13 protein-coding genes are annotated in these 16,195 nt (G+C 37.9%); 7 read left to right on the top strand and 6 right to left on the bottom strand.

The annotated features are described in order from the left end of the window. Window positions 1–238: 238 nt before the first annotated feature. Genes ASG38_RS01040 through ASG38_RS01010 form a run of 7 tightly spaced genes read left to right on the top strand, consistent with a single transcriptional unit; the run spans window position 239 to window position 6,678 of the window. Window positions 239–1,456: a DUF1015 domain-containing protein gene (locus tag ASG38_RS01040; protein ID WP_056065866.1), complete on the top strand. Its 1,218-nt coding sequence runs from the start codon at window positions 239–241 to the stop codon at window positions 1,454–1,456. Window positions 1,457–1,466: 10 nt separating this feature from the next. Then, window positions 1,467–2,129: a YggS family pyridoxal phosphate-dependent enzyme gene (locus ASG38_RS01035; protein WP_056066725.1), complete on the top strand. Its 663-nt coding sequence runs from the start codon at window positions 1,467–1,469 to the stop codon at window positions 2,127–2,129. Between the two features lie 51 nt (window positions 2,130–2,180). Then, on the top strand, window positions 2,181–3,542 hold the full coding sequence (locus ASG38_RS01030) for an exonuclease domain-containing protein (RefSeq protein WP_056065863.1): 1,362 nt from the start codon (window positions 2,181–2,183) through the stop codon (window positions 3,540–3,542). Between the two features lie 39 nt (window positions 3,543–3,581). Then, window positions 3,582–4,400 carry an ion transporter gene (locus tag ASG38_RS01025; RefSeq protein ID WP_056065861.1) on the top strand — a complete coding sequence of 273 codons (819 nt, stop codon included), beginning with the start codon at window positions 3,582–3,584 and terminating at the stop codon, window positions 4,398–4,400. Continuing rightward, window positions 4,397–5,317, top strand: coding sequence for a tRNA (adenosine(37)-N6)-dimethylallyltransferase MiaA (miaA, locus tag ASG38_RS01020; protein ID WP_056065858.1), 921 nt, complete (start codon window positions 4,397–4,399; stop codon window positions 5,315–5,317). The genes ASG38_RS01025 and miaA overlap by 4 nt, the downstream gene beginning before the upstream one ends. 45 nt (window positions 5,318–5,362) lie before the next feature. Continuing rightward, entirely contained in the window at window positions 5,363–5,905 is a 543-nt protein-coding gene (locus ASG38_RS01015; RefSeq protein WP_056065855.1) for a hypothetical protein, read from the top strand. A gap of 32 nt (window positions 5,906–5,937) precedes the next feature. Continuing rightward, entirely contained in the window at window positions 5,938–6,678 is a 741-nt protein-coding gene (locus ASG38_RS01010) for an acyl-[acyl-carrier-protein] thioesterase (protein ID WP_056065852.1), read from the top strand. Between the two features lie 43 nt (window positions 6,679–6,721). On the opposite strand, the gene ASG38_RS01005 is transcribed toward ASG38_RS01010, so the two are convergent. From ASG38_RS01005 to ASG38_RS00980, 6 genes are all read right to left on the bottom strand, one after another. Next, window positions 6,722–7,438, bottom strand: coding sequence for a response regulator transcription factor (locus ASG38_RS01005; protein ID WP_056065849.1), 717 nt, complete (start codon window positions 7,436–7,438; stop codon window positions 6,722–6,724). A gap of 3 nt (window positions 7,439–7,441) precedes the next feature. Further along, window positions 7,442–9,025: a sensor histidine kinase KdpD gene (locus ASG38_RS01000; protein WP_056066722.1), complete on the bottom strand. Its 1,584-nt coding sequence runs from the start codon at window positions 9,023–9,025 to the stop codon at window positions 7,442–7,444. 72 nt (window positions 9,026–9,097) lie between these two features. Further along, window positions 9,098–9,682: a dephospho-CoA kinase gene (coaE, locus tag ASG38_RS00995; RefSeq protein WP_056065846.1), complete on the bottom strand. Its 585-nt coding sequence runs from the start codon at window positions 9,680–9,682 to the stop codon at window positions 9,098–9,100. A 12-nt stretch (window positions 9,683–9,694) separates the two neighbouring features. After that, window positions 9,695–10,693 carry a glycosyltransferase family 2 protein gene (locus ASG38_RS00990; protein WP_056065842.1) on the bottom strand — a complete coding sequence of 333 codons (999 nt, stop codon included), beginning with the start codon at window positions 10,691–10,693 and terminating at the stop codon, window positions 9,695–9,697. 88 nt (window positions 10,694–10,781) lie between these two features. After that, window positions 10,782–14,540, bottom strand: coding sequence for a T9SS type A sorting domain-containing protein (locus tag ASG38_RS00985; RefSeq protein ID WP_056065839.1), 3,759 nt, complete (start codon window positions 14,538–14,540; stop codon window positions 10,782–10,784). Window positions 14,541–14,628: 88 nt separating this feature from the next. Further along, on the bottom strand, window positions 14,629–16,195 hold a 1,567-nt coding region (locus ASG38_RS00980), incomplete at its 5' end, for a T9SS type A sorting domain-containing protein (RefSeq protein WP_162239632.1).

The following is a 16,195-nucleotide window of genomic DNA, read 5'->3' as shown; positions in this document are numbered from 1 at the left end:
TTTTAAAGTTTTAAAGTCTGAAAGTTTAAAGTCTAAAGTAGGAAAGATTCTTATTTTAGACTTTTGGTTTTTGATTTATGATTTTGGATTTTAGATTTTAGATTTTGGATTTATGTTTTTAGAGCAGATTAGTTTTATAAATGAATTTATTTACACATAAACCAAACTATCCACTATCCCTTATCAACTATCCACTACTATAAACTATCCACTTTCAACTATCCACTATATTACACTTATGGCAAAAATAATTCCTTTTAAAGCAGTACGTCCTACACGCGACAAAGTGAGCCTGGTGACTTCTCGCTCCTATGACGAGTATTCGCCGGCTGAACTGGCTTCGCAGTTGGATTTTAACCCGTTTTCATTTTTACATGTCCTGAATCCTGCTTATGTAAATCAGCAGAAAATAGGACTTGAAAAAAGATTTAAGCTGGTTGCCCAAAAATATCACGACTTTAAAGAGGAAGATGTGCTCATCAAGGAGGAAAAACCTGTTTTTTTTCTTTATGAAATACAAACCAAAACACAGACTTTTACCGGAATAATTGCCGGAACAAGTATTGAAGATTACCAAAATAATGTCATCAAAAAACACGAAGATACACTACAATACCGCGTAGAACTTTTTAAAGATTATCTTCATAGCACAGGATTTAATACCGAACCGGTTCTGATTACCTATCCTGACGATGCCGAATTGACCAATTGGATACTTGAAAAAAAACAGGCTGATTCGCTTTATGAGTTCTCTACAACCAAAAGGGAAAAACACATTCTTTGGAAGATTGAAACTCCTGAAGAAATTTCATGGTTGCAGGAAAAATTTGCCGCAATAGGCAATGTGTATATTGCTGACGGACATCACAGGTCTGCTTCTGCTGAATTGTTATATGAAGAAGACAAAGCTTCCGGAAATGAGAATCTCAACTATTTTATGAGCTTTCTGATTGCTGAGAGCAACATTAAGATATATGAATACAACAGGATTATCCGCGATTTAAACGGACATTCTAAGGAAGATTTTCTTGCCCTGTTATCCAATGAATTCTGGATTAAAAATAAAGAGCAGGAATTATGGAAGCCAACCAAAAAGTTTGAATTCGGGATGTATCTCGACAACGAGTTTTATTCCCTGATTTTAAAAGACGGACATAGTTTTTCTTCTGTTTTAGAGAGTCTTGACGCACAGATTTTATATACAAAAGTGCTACATCCAATTCTTGGCATTACCGATTTGAGAAATGATGAACGGATTGATTATATTCCCGGCAAACAATCTATAGTAACGATAAAAGAAGTAATTGATGAAGGTGAATTTGAATTAGGTTTTATGCTTTTCCCAACTGATATTTCTGAAATTAAGGAACTGGCAGACAATAACCTGATTATGCCTCCAAAAAGTACCTATATCGACCCGAAATTTAGAAGCGGATTGGTGGTTTATGAATTATAATCTTTTTAAAATGTCAATAAAAAATAACCTTCTTGAAATAAAAGCCACATTGCCAGACAATGTAACGCTTGTAGCCGTTTCCAAAACAAAACCGGTGTCTGACTTAATGGAAGCCTATGAAGCCGGACAACGTGTTTTTGGCGAAAACAAGATTCAGGAAATGGCCGAAAAGTTTGAGCAGATGCCAAAAGATATCGAATGGCATATGATTGGACATGTCCAAACCAACAAGGTCAAATTTATGGCATCATTTGTGAGTCTGGTTCATGGTGTTGACAGTTTGCGGTTATTGGAAGAAATCAACAAACAGGCCCTAAAAAACAATCGGGTTATTGACTGCCTGTTACAGGTTCATATTGCGGAAGAAGAAACAAAATTCGGACTAAGCGAATCAGAACTTAACGAATTATTGCAATCGGAATCTTTTAGCCAGTTAAAAAACATAAAAATCAAAGGTTTGATGGGAATGGCAACATTCACTGACAACCAAAACCAAATCGAAAAAGAATTCAAGCATTTGAAATCTGTTTTTGACCGACTGTCCCAAACTCAAAAAACCGACAATTACGAAATGAAAATACTTTCCATGGGAATGTCCGGCGATTATCAGCTGGCAATTGAGTGCGGAAGTACAATGGTTCGGATTGGAAGTAGTATCTTTGGAACAAGATAATTAAATAATCCTGCAACAATGTTGCAGACTAACAGAAACGCATAAAAGAATTTGTACGCAATATTAGACATAGAAACAACCGGCGGCCAATATAATGAAGAAGGAATTACGGAAATTGCTATCTATAAATTTGACGGACATGAAGTCGTTGACCAATTCATCAGTCTTGTCAATCCTGAAAAGGCAATACAGCCCTTTGTAGTAAAATTAACCGGCATTAACAATGCCATGTTAAGCAGCGCTCCTAAGTTTTATGAAATTGCAAAACGCATTATTGAAATTACAGACGATTGTATAATCGTAGCCCATAATGCTCAATTTGATTACAGAATTTTGCGTACAGAATTCACCCGTCTTGGTTATGACTACCAACGCAAAAATCTTTGCACTGTTGAATTATCCAAAAAACTGATTCCTGACCAGGTTTCCTACAGCTTAGGAAAATTAGTCCGTGCATTAGGCATTCCTATGGCTGACAGACATAGAGCTACCGGTGATGCTATGGCAACTGTAAAGCTCTTTAAAATGCTTTTGGCCAAAGACCTTGAAAAAGAAATTGTCAAGAGTTTTGTCAAAACCGAAATTGAAAAAGGACTTACTCCAAAACTTCTCGATATCGTATCAAAATTACCTTCCACCACAGGAATTTATTATATCCATAAAGAAAATGGTGACCTGATTTATATTGGAAAAAGCAGAAATATCAAAAAACGCGTCAATCAGCATTTTACCGGAAGTTCTTCCAAATCTAAAAAAATACAGCTGGAAGTTTTTGACGTAACCTATGAAGAAACCGGAAGCGAACTGATAGCACTTTTAAAAGAGGCAGAAGAAATCAAAATCAACAAGCCAAAATACAATCGTTCGCTAAAGAAAACCATCTTTCCCTGGTCACTTTATCAAGAAAAGGATTTGAATGGTTATATTGCTTTAAGAATCCAAAAAACAGATGCCCGGAAAAAGGAACTGGCTTCATTTTCTAGTCCTGCAGAAGCCCAAAGTGTCTTGTTCAAGATAACGGACAGTTATCAGCTTTGCCAGAAAATAAACGGTTTGGAAACTGTAAAAAGCCACTGTTTTCCATATGAGCTCAATCAATGTAATGGTGCCTGTATTCAAAAAGAATCATCAGAAGAATATAACATCCGCGTAGAAAGCTTTTTTGAAAATAACGAGTACCAAAAGCAGAATATGATTATCATTGACAGAGGAAGAAATATTCAGGAAAGAAGTGCCATACTTATTGAAGATGGAATTTTCAAGGGTTATGCCTTCTTCGACCTCAATTATCAGGTAAACAATATCGACATCCTAAAAAATATTATCATCCCGATGAAAAGCAACCGGGATTCTAAAAACATAATTTTGAGCTATCTCAAAAAAAAGAAAGTCCTTAAAACCTTATCTTTTTAAGACTTTTAGTAAATTTGATATAAATCGACAACTACTGATTTGGAAATCACTAAAACAGAAAGGCTACGAAATAAGCTTCATGAAATTATCTATGAAGCCGATACTCCGTTTGGTAAGCTTTTCGACCTCTTTCTGTTATTGTTGATTATTGTAAGTATTGTTGCCGTAATGCTCGAAAGCGTTGTCACAATACGATTGATATATGGTCAGGAACTGGCAGTAATTGAGTGGATTGTCACTATTTTTTTCACGCTTGAATACATAGGGAGAGTAATTGCAGTCAAAAAACCTTTAAAGTATATTTTCAGCTTTTACGGGATTATTGACTTGCTGGCTACGCTGCCTAGTTATATAGACCTGCTTTTTCCGGGATTGCACTTTCTTGTTTCCTTACGTGCCGTCAGACTACTTCGAATTTTCCGAATCTTAAAACTCGTACATTTTGTTGGGGCGTCAAATCAGCTAGTACGTGCCTTAAAAAAAAGCCGGTTAAAGATTGCCGTTTTTCTCTTTAGTGTTATCGTACTCTGTATTATTCTGGGAACAATCATGTATATGATTGAAGGCCCCGAAAGCGGCTTTACCAGTATTCCTATGAGTATTTACTGGACTATAGTTACTTTAACTACGGTGGGTTTTGGCGATATTACGCCGATTACACCATTGGGGCAATTTGTTTCTATGATAATTATGATTTTAGGATATGGTATCATTGCCGTACCAACCGGATTGGTCACGGCCGAATTTATGTCAAAAGACAAGACGGTGCATCAAAACACTCAGGTTTGCCCTAATTGCAGTGCAGACCATCATAGAGACGATGCGAAATATTGTTACCATTGCGGACATAGCTTATGAAATACCTGATTACCATTATCGGCCCAACAGCCATTGGCAAAACTGCCCTGAGTATCCAACTTGCCAAAAGTTTTAATTGTGATATTATTTCATGCGATTCACGTCAGTTTTTCAAAGAAATGGCTATTGGTACGGCTGTTCCTTCAAAAGAAGAACTCGATGCTGCTACGCATCATTTCATCCAGAATAAATCTGTTTTTGAAAATTATACAGTAGGCGATTTTGAACGGGAAGCCATCAGTTTGCTGGATAAATTATACGAAACAAATGATTATGCCATATTAGTAGGAGGTTCCGGGTTATATGTGGATGCCATACTTAAAGGATTTGATAGTTTTCCGGAAATTGACCCGTCCATACGGAAAGAAATTATATCAAACTATGAAAAATCAGGCATTAGCTATCTGCAGCAGGAATTAGAAAAACTGGATAAAACTTATTTTGATACTCTTTCAAAAGAAAATCCCCAAACCTTGCAAAATCCACAAAGGTTGATGCGTTTTGTGGAAGTATCTGTCGGAACCGGTAAGCCGTATTCTTCCTTCCTGAACCGGAAAAAGAACACCCGAAACTTCACTCCAATTATAATTGGACTGGAAGCGGAACGTGCTGAAATGTACGAACGAATCAATCTGCGGGTGGACCTTATGATGCAAGCCGGATTATTAAAAGAAGCCGAAAGACTCTATCCAAACAAAAACCTGAATGCATTACAAACTGTTGGCTATCGCGAACTGTTCAGCTATTTTGACGGCGATAGTACTTTGGATTTTGCCGTTGAGGAAATCAAAAAAAATACGCGGCATTTTGCCAAACGCCAGATGACTTGGTTTAAAAGAACAGAAAACGTTAGATGGTTTGACTACAAGACTGAAACAGGAAAAGTAATTGACTATATAAAAAAACTGCTAACCTGACGCAACCTATATCAATTCTAACCATCTAATTGGAAAATAAAAACCATGAAAAAATTAATACTTCTACTCGCCACATTTCCTTTTTTATTGGCAACACAATGTGACCCTGATGATTCTCCTTGCGGACGCTTTATAGAGATTCACAAGGACGATTTGATTACTATTGAGAATCGCCAGGCTGAATATAGTTTAAATGATGTTCTTTGGTTAACCGCTTCAGTTGATAGAAACCAAGAAACATCAGACTCAAATATTGATTTGTTTGAATTGGACCATAAACTTTACTATGATGTTGTGTTAAAAAAAGAATCTGCTTATATTGAATATAACTATCTTACTTTGAGTACACGGACAACAGTTATTGCTCAAGGTGAATCCGAGAGAAATTTTTTTATTTTGATTAGGGATGGTAATTCATTTAAGAACCGAATTGGGATTAGACTTTTAGAATCCGGAAATTACACTTTAACCATTAACAATATACGCAGTTATAAATCTTATAATGGGAATTGCAACTTTACTACTTTTTCCATTTTGACAGACTTTAACGAAATGGATTCTAATTCATTTTCATTTGTTGTAAATTAGAACATATTGATTATTTATTCTAATTTTATAGAATGCCAATAAGTTCAAATTTTACATCGATTTACAGCCGTGACTGGGAATTAAATTTTACCCATTGTACTCCTAACGGTTATCTTAAATATACAGACCTGTGCAACCTGCTCCAACTCACTGCAGGCGACCATGCCGATATTGGTGGTATCAGTTTTACGGATATGCAGCAACACAATCAGGCGTGGGTATTAAGCAGGATGAAATTGGAGATTGAATCGCTGCCGAAATGGAGAGATATTGTCACTGTAAAGACCTGGATAGTTTCTTTAGAAAATTCACGTTCCGTAAGGGCTTTGGAAATGCACGTTAACGGTAAAAAAGTGATTGGCTGCGAAACCTATTGGGCCGTTTTTAATACCAAATTACGCCGACCGGAAACTTTGGCTCTTCCACATGAGCATTTTGAAAAATATCCTGAACGATTGGCTACCGAAGAACGGGTAAAGAAAATTGACCTTCCGGATTCTATGAAAAAAATAGCAGACCGAAAAGTCGTACTTTCCGATTTGGATATTGTCAATCATGTGAATAATGTAAAATATCTGGAATGGTGTCTTGACCTTGTCAATCCGAAATCAATCCTGAAACAGCAATTGAAAAGCTTTGACATGAATTTCATGAAGGAACTCGTACTTGGTGATGAAGTAGCAATTGATGAAAAAACTGATGCAGGCAAATCTATCTTTTCGATTACCAAAAACGGAAAACCTTGTTTTGCACTGGAACTAGACTGGAAATAGGTTAAAATAAAAAAAGCTCCAATTTCTTGAAGCTTTTCTCGTATTATTCTGAAACTTTGTTTTTGACTACCAGTCTAAAACCTTCACCGTGGATGTTCAAAATTTCTACATCCTCGTCTGCTTTCAAGTATTTTCTCAATTTTGCGATGTAAACGTCCATACTTCTTGAAGTAAAGTAGTTGTCATCACGCCAGATTTTTGTCAGCGCCAATTCTCTCGGCATTAAGTCGTTTTCGTGAACCGCAAGCATTTTAAGCAATTCGTTTTCTTTTGGGGAAAGTTTAATCGGTTCTTCGTCTTTATATGTCAAGAAACGCAATTTTGAATTCAGGTGAAAATTTCCAATCTGGAATTCAAATTTGGTATTGTCTGCTTTGCTATCTGAAGCCTTTCTCTGGATGATAGCTTTGATTTTCATCAATAATACTTCAGAGTCAAATGGCTTGTTCAAATAATCGTCTGCTCCTACTTTGTAGCCCTTCAGCACATCTTCTTTCATCGATTTTGCTGTTAAGAAAATCAAAGGAATGTCTTTATTTTTCTCTCTGATTTCTTTTGCTAAAGTATATCCGTCTTTATAAGGCATCATTACGTCAAGTATGCACAAATCGAAGGTGTCTTTTTTAAATTTCTCGAAACCTTCCATCCCGTTTTTAGCCAAGGTAACCTCGAAATCGTTGAGACTCAGATAATCTTTTAAAATTGAACCAAAGTTAGGGTCATCTTCGACTAGGAGGATTTTCTTGTTTACATTTTCCATAGCTTAATTAATTAGTGGTAATTTTATAATGAAGGTGCTACCCTTCCCTTTTTCGCTTTCTACAAATATTTGACCGTTATGGTCGTCTACAATTCTTTTCACGTAGGCCAATCCTAACCCGTGACCTTTTACGTTATGCAAATCTCCGGTATGTTCTCTGTAGAACTTCTCGAAAATTCTTTTTTGAGCCGCCTTACCCATTCCTTGTCCCTGGTCTTTTACTTTAATCAGGATAAAGTCCTTGACATTTTCTGTATAAATATCAATTATCGGAGCTTCCGGCGAATATTTTATCGCATTGTCCAGAATGTTTACCATTACGTTAGTAAAGTGAACATCGTTGACCAGCGTTGTTGTTCTTGTTGCATTAAAATGCGTTCTTATTGTTCCCTGCCTGTCTTCAACAATCAAATTCACATGTTCTACGGCATCTTCAACTATCGTTTGCACGTCGATTGGGTCCTTAGTAATCTCGAGCTCTTTCTTCTCCAACTTGGAAATCCGGAGCACATTCTCAACCTGGGCATGCATACGCTTGTTTTCGTCTCTTATCATTTGAAGATAGCGGTGTACTTTTTCCTTATCTTCAATAATCTTAGGGTTCTTGATTGCATCCAAAGCCAGATTTATGGTGGCAATAGGTGTTTTGAACTCATGCGTCATATTATTGATGAAATCCGTCTTGATTTCTGAAATCTGGCGCTGCTTTATCAATTGGTTCAAAGCACTTGCATAGGCAATGATGATAATCAGGGTAAATGTGATTGACAAAATCGTAATTCCTATCAAATCTGTAAAAAGAAATTTCTTTTTTTCCGGAAAGCTTACCAGCAGCTGGTACTTGCTTTTTCCATCGCTATCGGTCAGGATAGGTGTCTGGAAAGTAGAATTCTTGTCAAACTTAAAATTGTCTGACCTGATTTTTGTAGCAAGGCCATCACTGTAAATACCAAATTCGAAAGGTGTCTTTACTTCATACTGCTTCAGTTCCTGTTGCAACATTTTTTGCAACTTTTCTTTTGAAACCCTGTCTTTCAAAGGTTTTGTTTCTGCAATATCTTTATAGAACATATCGAATTGTGCTCTTTCAAGCATTTCGATGTTTCCAGATTTTTCAATTGTAATATCTGGAGTGGTATTTTTCTGGATGCCCGAATTGTCAATCGGTTTGCCTGAATATATTTCGGTTCGGCGTTTGGAAATAAAATTTTGCGCCTTAACCGAATCTTTTTTCTTATCAAAGAACGTCAGATTGATATTATAATCCTCTGCAATAATGTTGTTTGAATAAATTATAGTTTCGTTTGTAACTTTGTTCTTCTGCACAAGAACGAAGTCCAGCAATTGGCTTGGGTTTGGGTCTTTTCCAATGCTGTCACGCAAAATGTTATACTGATTTACAATTGTATAAGTTTCCTGCTGCTTTAATTTCTCTGAAACATTCCCTATAACCTGTTGTACATGGTATTTAAATTGTTCTTCGTTATTATTGAAAGATGTATTAATCAAATATAACTGAACCAAAATAATTCCTATCAAAGATAGGCTCATTAACACAACCAGTAAGCGAAACAATGTCTTATTCATCAAAAACAAAATTAACATTTTAACATTTAATCAATGAATACATTAACCAAACATTAACATCTAATTCATAAATTATTGATTTCTTAATAGGGTAATTATGTTTTCTGCAGATTGTTTTGCTTTTTCCAATTCGATGTTTTCGATTACAAAATCGCTCATAGACTTTTTTGTCTCATCATCCCATTGGTGTGACATTCGCTGTTCTACAGCTTCTCTTGTCACAGCATCGCGCTTCATGACTCTTTGTATGCGGTTTTCTTTCGGAGCTGTGACCAAAATAATTTTATCACAGTCTTTATAGCTTCCACTCTCAAAAAGAATAGCAGCTTCTTTAACCACCAGTGGATAATTGTTATGCTGTTTTACCCAATTCTGAAAATGAAGATAGACTTCGGGATGGATGATGGCATTGTATTTTTTAAGTTTTTCCGGGTCCTGAAAAACAAGTGCCGCTATTTTTTTTCTGTCGATTTTACCATTTTCCAGTATATCATTTCCAAAAAGGGCAATAACCTTAGCAATTACATCGGCAGTATCGAGTATTTTTTTCGCCTCGGTATCAGCAATATAAACCGGAATCCCGAGTGATTCTATATGTTTGGCAATAGAACTTTTTCCGCTTCCTATTCCCCCTGTCAGACCGATGATTTTTGTCATGATGTTGATAATTTATTTTTTAAAAAACAACTCCGGAAATACTTCCTGAGGTTTCTTTTTCAGCACTTTGATATTCCAAAACGATTTCAGAAAGCCCGTGCCGTAGCCATAAAACTGTGTTACTACTGCTATCAGGGAAAAGAATCCTATTTTCAGACTTTTATTCTGAAAAGTGGAAACAATAAAAATCGCTAAGAAATAAAAACCATATATGGCCAGAAAAATGCCTGTCCAGAAAAAAGAAAATACCACCGAAGCAAGGAATACCAAAAGAAAGAGCGTTGGAAAGAAAAAGGTCAGCTTACTGTATTCCGGATACCAACTATCCAATATGGGTCTGGCTTTGCCGAATTTGTTTACCTGTTTGTAGAATTTTGACCAATCGATTCTTCTTTTATGATAGACATAGGCTTTCGGGAACAATCGTGTTTCAAAATTCATTTTCCAAAGTCTTATGGAAAGGTCGGGGTCTTCTCCTGGATGGATATTCCCAAAGCCCTGGCTGGCCTCAAATGCTTTTTTAGACAATCCCATGTTAAAACTTCTGGGCTGGAATTTGTCTATTTTTTCAGAACCTCCGCGAATTCCTCCTGTTGTCAAAATTGAAGTCATGGAAAAGTTGATGGCTTTCTGTATGTCTGAAAAGCTGTCAAGAGCTTTGTCAGGACCTCCAAAACAATCCACATAATTCAGTTCCAATGCTTTTTCTGCTTCTGACAAATAATCCTGCGGGAGAATACAATCAGAGTCCAGAATCAGAAAATAATCTCCCCGGGCTTTTCTCATTCCAAAATTTCTGGAATCTCCCGGACCTGAATTTTCTTTGAAATAGTACGAAATGGTGAGTCTTTCCTGGTAAGTATCAATAATATGTCGGCACGGAATAGTAGAACCATCCTCAATTACAACAACCTCAAAGGGCTTGTCGTATTTCTGCAAAACCAAACTTTGTAATAATTCGTCGATTTCGTCCGGCCTGTTATAGACCGGAATTATAAAAGAAAATTTCATACGGAATTTTAAACTTTAACAAAGATAACTTTTATAAACAAAAAAACCATCCCGTTAGAGGATGGCTTTTATCGCTTTTTAAAAACTATTATTTTTTGACAATCTTTACATTTTTCATCACATTGCCTATTGCCGCTTTCAAAATGTAGGTACCTTTTGGTAGTTGTGAAAAATCAAGCTGTTCCTGCATAGCATCTATTTTTTTTGAAAAAACTCTTTGCCCTAAAAGATTATAGATTTCCACAGAATCAATGTTTTCAGAAGCTACCAGATTTAACCTGTCTGATACCGGATTAGGATAATATTTAAAAGCGATTGCCTCAAAATCATCAGTCTCCAGGTTAATTCCTGCCGTAACAGCAAGCCTGCCACTACTTTCACAGCCATTTATGGTTTGTGATGCATAATAGGTTGTACCACTCACCAATATTGTTGATAATGGCAGTCTGTTTCCATCTGCATCATACCAAATGATATCGCTTCCGTTAACAACAAAATCAGCCAACGTCTGTCCTGTTACGAAATCCTGTACAGGACTACCGGTTGGTTCCGCTACAGTTCCGCTACAAATTATTTGTCCATGAGAAAAATATCCTGAAAAATCAGACACTCTGATTGATGAATAAGTATACAAATTGTCTGCGGCAACTATTGAAGCCGGAGAAAATACCGCATATTCGCCATTTGCTGTTGCTGATTTCAGCATTTTACTGTTTGCGGTTATGCCTGCATCTACTATCCTGACATTTGCATTCAGTAAATTTGCGTTTCCGGCAATGAGTAAGGCTTCCCAACGGTTATTGGAAAGTGATGAAACATTTGACGGAAAAGTTCCGGAATTTGCCACAAATGCCTCTCCTTTTATCTGTAAAGCACCTCCCGATGTTGACGGGTCAATATAAAATGGCAAATAACTTCCGTCTTTTCCAACCGGATAGATTGTCACATTAGAATACGTACCTACTGCCGTTCTGTTGTTACCGAAGGTCCTTGCCAAAGGTCCGTTGATGTATGCTGTAGCAGAGCCACCTGCAATATCACCAGCCACAGTTACCGTTCCAACCGTTAGTAAATTAGTATTTGAAGTATTTACCTTGCCTTCATTAAGAGTCAGGGTTCCGCTTAATGATACAGGGGAATTTAAGGTTACACCCGCCGTACTTCCATTATTGAACACCATATTTGTAAAATTAGCGGTAGGCGAAGCAACAAGATTTCTTATGATTCCGTTGTTAGTCAGCTGTTGCAGGTTTAAACTCGGACCAAAAGCCACGGTTGATTCATTTACAAATCTTGCATTTGCAAAGAAAAAACCTGTTGTTGATGTAAGTATACCTCCAATGTTGACCATTGCACTACCGTTTAAATAAATGGTAGAGATACGGCACTCGGCACCATTATTAATCGTAAGGTCTCCATTAACCGGAACCGGATAGGTACTCGTAAGATAGCGATTTGTTCCTTCCGGACCTTCTACAATGACATTTCCTAAAGGCAAACCTGTTACCGTTGCCCAGCAATTTATTCTGAATCCGTTTGTGGCATTACCTCCAGATTGAGCCGATATGCCATCACCAAACCGGATTGTATGCCCGGAAGTTACATTTACAGAACCTTCAAAGGCTCCATCAATCCTTAAAACATCATTGGCAGTTGTTGAAGCATGCGGGTCGACTATTGTGAGTATTCCTCCAGTCCAATTCAGGCTTTCAGAATCTTCCGGAATGATGTTGATGATTCGGGTTCCATTAGGCACACTGGTTGCAGCATTACCCGAATTTCCATCCACATTGATATTCCCCCCACTTTGAGAAAATACCGAACCAAAAGAAGTCGAAATATTACCGTTCACATTCAGGGTTCCGGCAGTGACTTCTAAAACTCCCAAAACATTTAATGTATTGTTATTGTCTGTACATCCCACAATCAAATCACCTCCGGAAACAGAGAGCTTACCTCCAAGTGAAACCGTAAGTCCCTTGCAGCTATTTCCGGCTGAATTTATACTCACGGTATGGTTAGGTGCAATGCTTACTATTTCATTACAGTTAGGAACGTTTCCTTTGCTCCAAATGGCAGCATTGTTCCAGTTTCCACTTGCTATTGAAGCATTAGGCGTGTCCGCAAAAGCAAGGCCAATATAAAGCGGTGATTGGGTCAACTGCGCCAATGTCAATCCAGTTCTTTGTCCCATTGGAAGATTTGTCCCGTTGAGATGTGTTCCTTCGACTGCTGCTGTTTCCCTGATAATCCTACTGTTTCCATTGGAAGCCAAATAAGCATTTTGTCCAATAAGCGCGATGTTGTATGTAGCTGAAACAGGCACAGTGCCCGGAGTCGAAAACGTCCAATTACCGTCATATTTTGAATCCAACACATAACCGGAATCAGAAATTGACGATGCAGAAGTTGTAGCTGCATCAACATATTTACAAGCTATCTGCCCTCCTACTGTTGGCGTGACACGCTGTACATAGGCAGCCCTGTTAATTCCGGTACTGCTAATAAAAGGATATCTGCCTAAAGCGGCCGTTGGCTGACTTCCAGCAGTCAATGCAGTTCCGGTAGCCGTGTTTGCCCACCATCTTGAAAAAGTTCCCGACACGAATCCTCCGGAAGTATAGACAAGTGCTCCAATGGCATTATTTCCTGTTCCGGCAGCTACTCCCGTACCTAAAATCAGCGTATTGCTTCCCAAGGCCACTTTTCCTTTCGTGAAAGTAAGATTACCTCCTACTCTCAAATCATTAAAGTTCCAGGTTATTACTCCTGTAGAAGAATTGTTGAATGTGAGGTTCCTGATGAGATTGTTTGTAAATGTACCTGTTCCTCCAATTGTTTGAGGAATTATACCGTCAAATGTCAAAATATTATTAACTGCCGTTCCTTTGGAAAGGTCAATATTACCATTATTTGTCAGGTTTCGTGAAACCACCAGACTTTTTCCTGTCGTACCGGCAAAAGCATCCAGATTACCTCCCGTGTTGACCAACAAATTACCCTTTACCGCAAAAGTAGCAGCAGCCGTTGCATAGTTCAGGGTTCCGTTTATGGTAAGGTCGTTTATGGCTAAATTATTTACGTTAAGGGTTACTGTTGTTCCTGTTGAAACAATTGCATTGTCTGCGCTAGTCGGAACCGCATTTATATCCCAGGTAGCGGGAAGATTCCAGTTTCCAGAAGCTACCGATGTAAAAGTCCTTGGCGGATTGGATATCATAGAAACCTGGTCGATTGCTGCAGGCGGATTCACGACATCTAAAATATCAGATTTCCAACTGAATACCAGCTTATAAGAATTTCCCGGCACAACAGCAAGAGAAATATTGGCGGTACTCCAGTTTGTAGAACTTAATTTATACAATGTTCCTATTTGATAGTTTGGCGGTATCGGAACCCCTGATACAGGATTGTAAGAGGAAGGTACCAAAAAGGCTTTCATATTATCCCAGTCATTGGTTCCTGTTCCTTCACCTCCAACTTTCCATCTAAAGGAAAGTGTAATTTTAGGTTCGTTGGCGGGAACGGTTATATTCTTATACAAATGGATTACCGAACTTGTTTGCGAATATTGCCAGGTCGCACCTCCTGTTGACGATACAAAAGCACAGTTTGTTCCAGCTCCTGCAACAGGAACATTTCCAACATTCCAGCTATCAACAGAGGCATTTACTGCATTCCATCCATTGGCAGCTAATGTATTTCCATTTTCAAATCCACCATCTGTAGTTGGATTTATTAAAGTAGTCTGGGAAAAAGTGCTTGTGGAAACTAATAGCAATAAAAATTTTAAGAATAGTTTTGCTTTTGCTCTTTGTGAGATAGGGCCAAAGTAATTTTTTTCCATAAGTTAATTATTTGGGGTAAAATACTTTACGAAAGTATAAAAAAAGCCACCAAAAAAGGTGGCTTTTCATAATATTTTGATGAATTGATTATTCCTTAACGATTTTTAATGTCTTAACCTGATTGCCAACATTTACTTTTACCAGATAAGTGCCGCCGGCTAAAGTTGACATATCAATCTGGCTTTCTGTCGCATTGATTTTCTTTGAAAGAACCTGCTGTCCTAACAAATTAAATATGGCAACATCAGACATGTTTTCTGTGTAAGACAAATGAAGCCTGTCTTTAACCGGGTTAGGATATACTTTGAAGCTCATATTATCAAAAGATGTCGTCTTCAAAGAAGAATCATAGGCCGATATACCAAAACTTCCCGTACTGTCATTTGAATACTCATAAACTCTCAAATATAATGTTGAACCCGGAGTCTGTCCTGATAATGCAACTAAAGAATAAGCTCCTTCACCACCATCATCATCACAACCCACCTGAACTAAAGAACCGCAAGCTCCGGAATATACGGTAACCACCGTATCCAATCCGCTTGCACCTGTGCTTGAATTTCCTGTTTCAATAGTCAGGTTACCACTAGGCGGTACAACTACAGAGAACCAGACATCACCACCGGAATATCCGTTACAGTTTACCGGTACAGTTTCTGTAGAACTTGCTGTAGCTCCAACATTGGTTCCGTCTGTTGGAACAAAAGTTGCCGTAGGCGTTATGGCTACTGCGTTAGCACAATTATCATTTACCGGAGGACAAGCTGTCTGGTTTTGTGCCGGGCTTGTCACTACACAGTTTGCATCCTGATTGTTTGCTACTGTAAGAATTACGGATGTGTTATTTGGATATGGCCCGAATTGAACCGTACCTGCAGCCGTTACCTGTTGTGCCGGACTTGATTGATTGTCTGTAACAGTCAAAGAAGTTGCCGTACCCAAACTTGTTATGTTTGCATTAACAAAGAATCCTGGTGAAACGGCACAGTTTGATGTTCTGCTGAATGTAACTGCTGGAGCTATACAGGTATTTTCCGTAATATTCAAGGTATACGCAAAGCTTTGTGGCGATGGAAAAGTGGAAAGAACAATATAGTATGTTGTTCCGGCAGTAACAGAAAACTGATTGATTTCTCTGTTTCCGATATCACTTCCGGAAGCACAGGCAACAGCTGCCGTTCCAATATCACTACAGCTTGTATAGACTAAGATTCCTGACCATGCTGCTGCTCCTGGAATTCTTATGTTAATTGATGTGTTGGTTGTTGGCGTATAAGCATATACAACATCATCACCATTCAAATAATAGTTTGAAGTACCAGAACAACCTGAATTTCCTCCATTTGGAAAATCATAATCATCACCATACAGGTTCGTATTATCGGTTGTGGTGTATGGCAAGCTTGTCACTACAATTGGATTTCCACATACAGAACCTACCGGCGGCACCCCTATGCAAACATTAAAAGTTGAAGTAGCCCCTGTGTCTGAAGAATTACTAAATACCCTTACATAATAAGTAGTCCCTGCTGTTAATCCTGAGGCAGTACTCACGTCATTATCACTTACATATCTGCTGATTAAACCTCCTCCGCAAGTTCCTTCCAATACTTCATGCACAAGATCTGTTGGAGACCCGGCCACGTTCAAAAGC

The organism is Flavobacterium sp. Leaf359, from assembly GCF_001423985.1.
GTDB lineage: Bacteria > Bacteroidota > Bacteroidia > Flavobacteriales > Flavobacteriaceae > Flavobacterium > Flavobacterium lindanitolerans.
Note: the sequence above shows the minus strand (reverse complement) of the source record. Positions and strands in the feature narration are given on the sequence as shown.

Bases quoted from the DNA above. Each gene is read 5' to 3' on its own strand.
- miaA (WP_056065858.1), top strand. From the start codon at position 4,397: ATGAAATACCTGATTACCATTATCGGCCCAACAGCCATTGGCAAAACT.
- ASG38_RS01015 (WP_056065855.1), top strand. From the start codon at position 5,363: ATGAAAAAATTAATACTTCTACTCGCCACATTTCCTTTTTTATTGGCA.
- coaE (WP_056065846.1), bottom strand. From the start codon at position 9,682: ATGACAAAAATCATCGGTCTGACAGGGGGAATAGGAAGCGGAAAAAGT.
- ASG38_RS00990 (WP_056065842.1), bottom strand. From the start codon at position 10,693: ATGAAATTTTCTTTTATAATTCCGGTCTATAACAGGCCGGACGAAATC.
- ASG38_RS01005 (WP_056065849.1), bottom strand. From the start codon at position 7,438: ATGGAAAATGTAAACAAGAAAATCCTCCTAGTCGAAGATGACCCTAAC.
- ASG38_RS01040 (WP_056065866.1), top strand. From the start codon at position 239: ATGGCAAAAATAATTCCTTTTAAAGCAGTACGTCCTACACGCGACAAA.
- ASG38_RS00985 (WP_056065839.1), bottom strand. From the start codon at position 14,540: ATGGAAAAAAATTACTTTGGCCCTATCTCACAAAGAGCAAAAGCAAAA.
- ASG38_RS01000 (WP_056066722.1), bottom strand. From the start codon at position 9,025: ATGAATAAGACATTGTTTCGCTTACTGGTTGTGTTAATGAGCCTATCT.
- ASG38_RS01010 (WP_056065852.1), top strand. From the start codon at position 5,938: ATGCCAATAAGTTCAAATTTTACATCGATTTACAGCCGTGACTGGGAA.
- ASG38_RS01035 (WP_056066725.1), top strand. From the start codon at position 1,467: ATGTCAATAAAAAATAACCTTCTTGAAATAAAAGCCACATTGCCAGAC.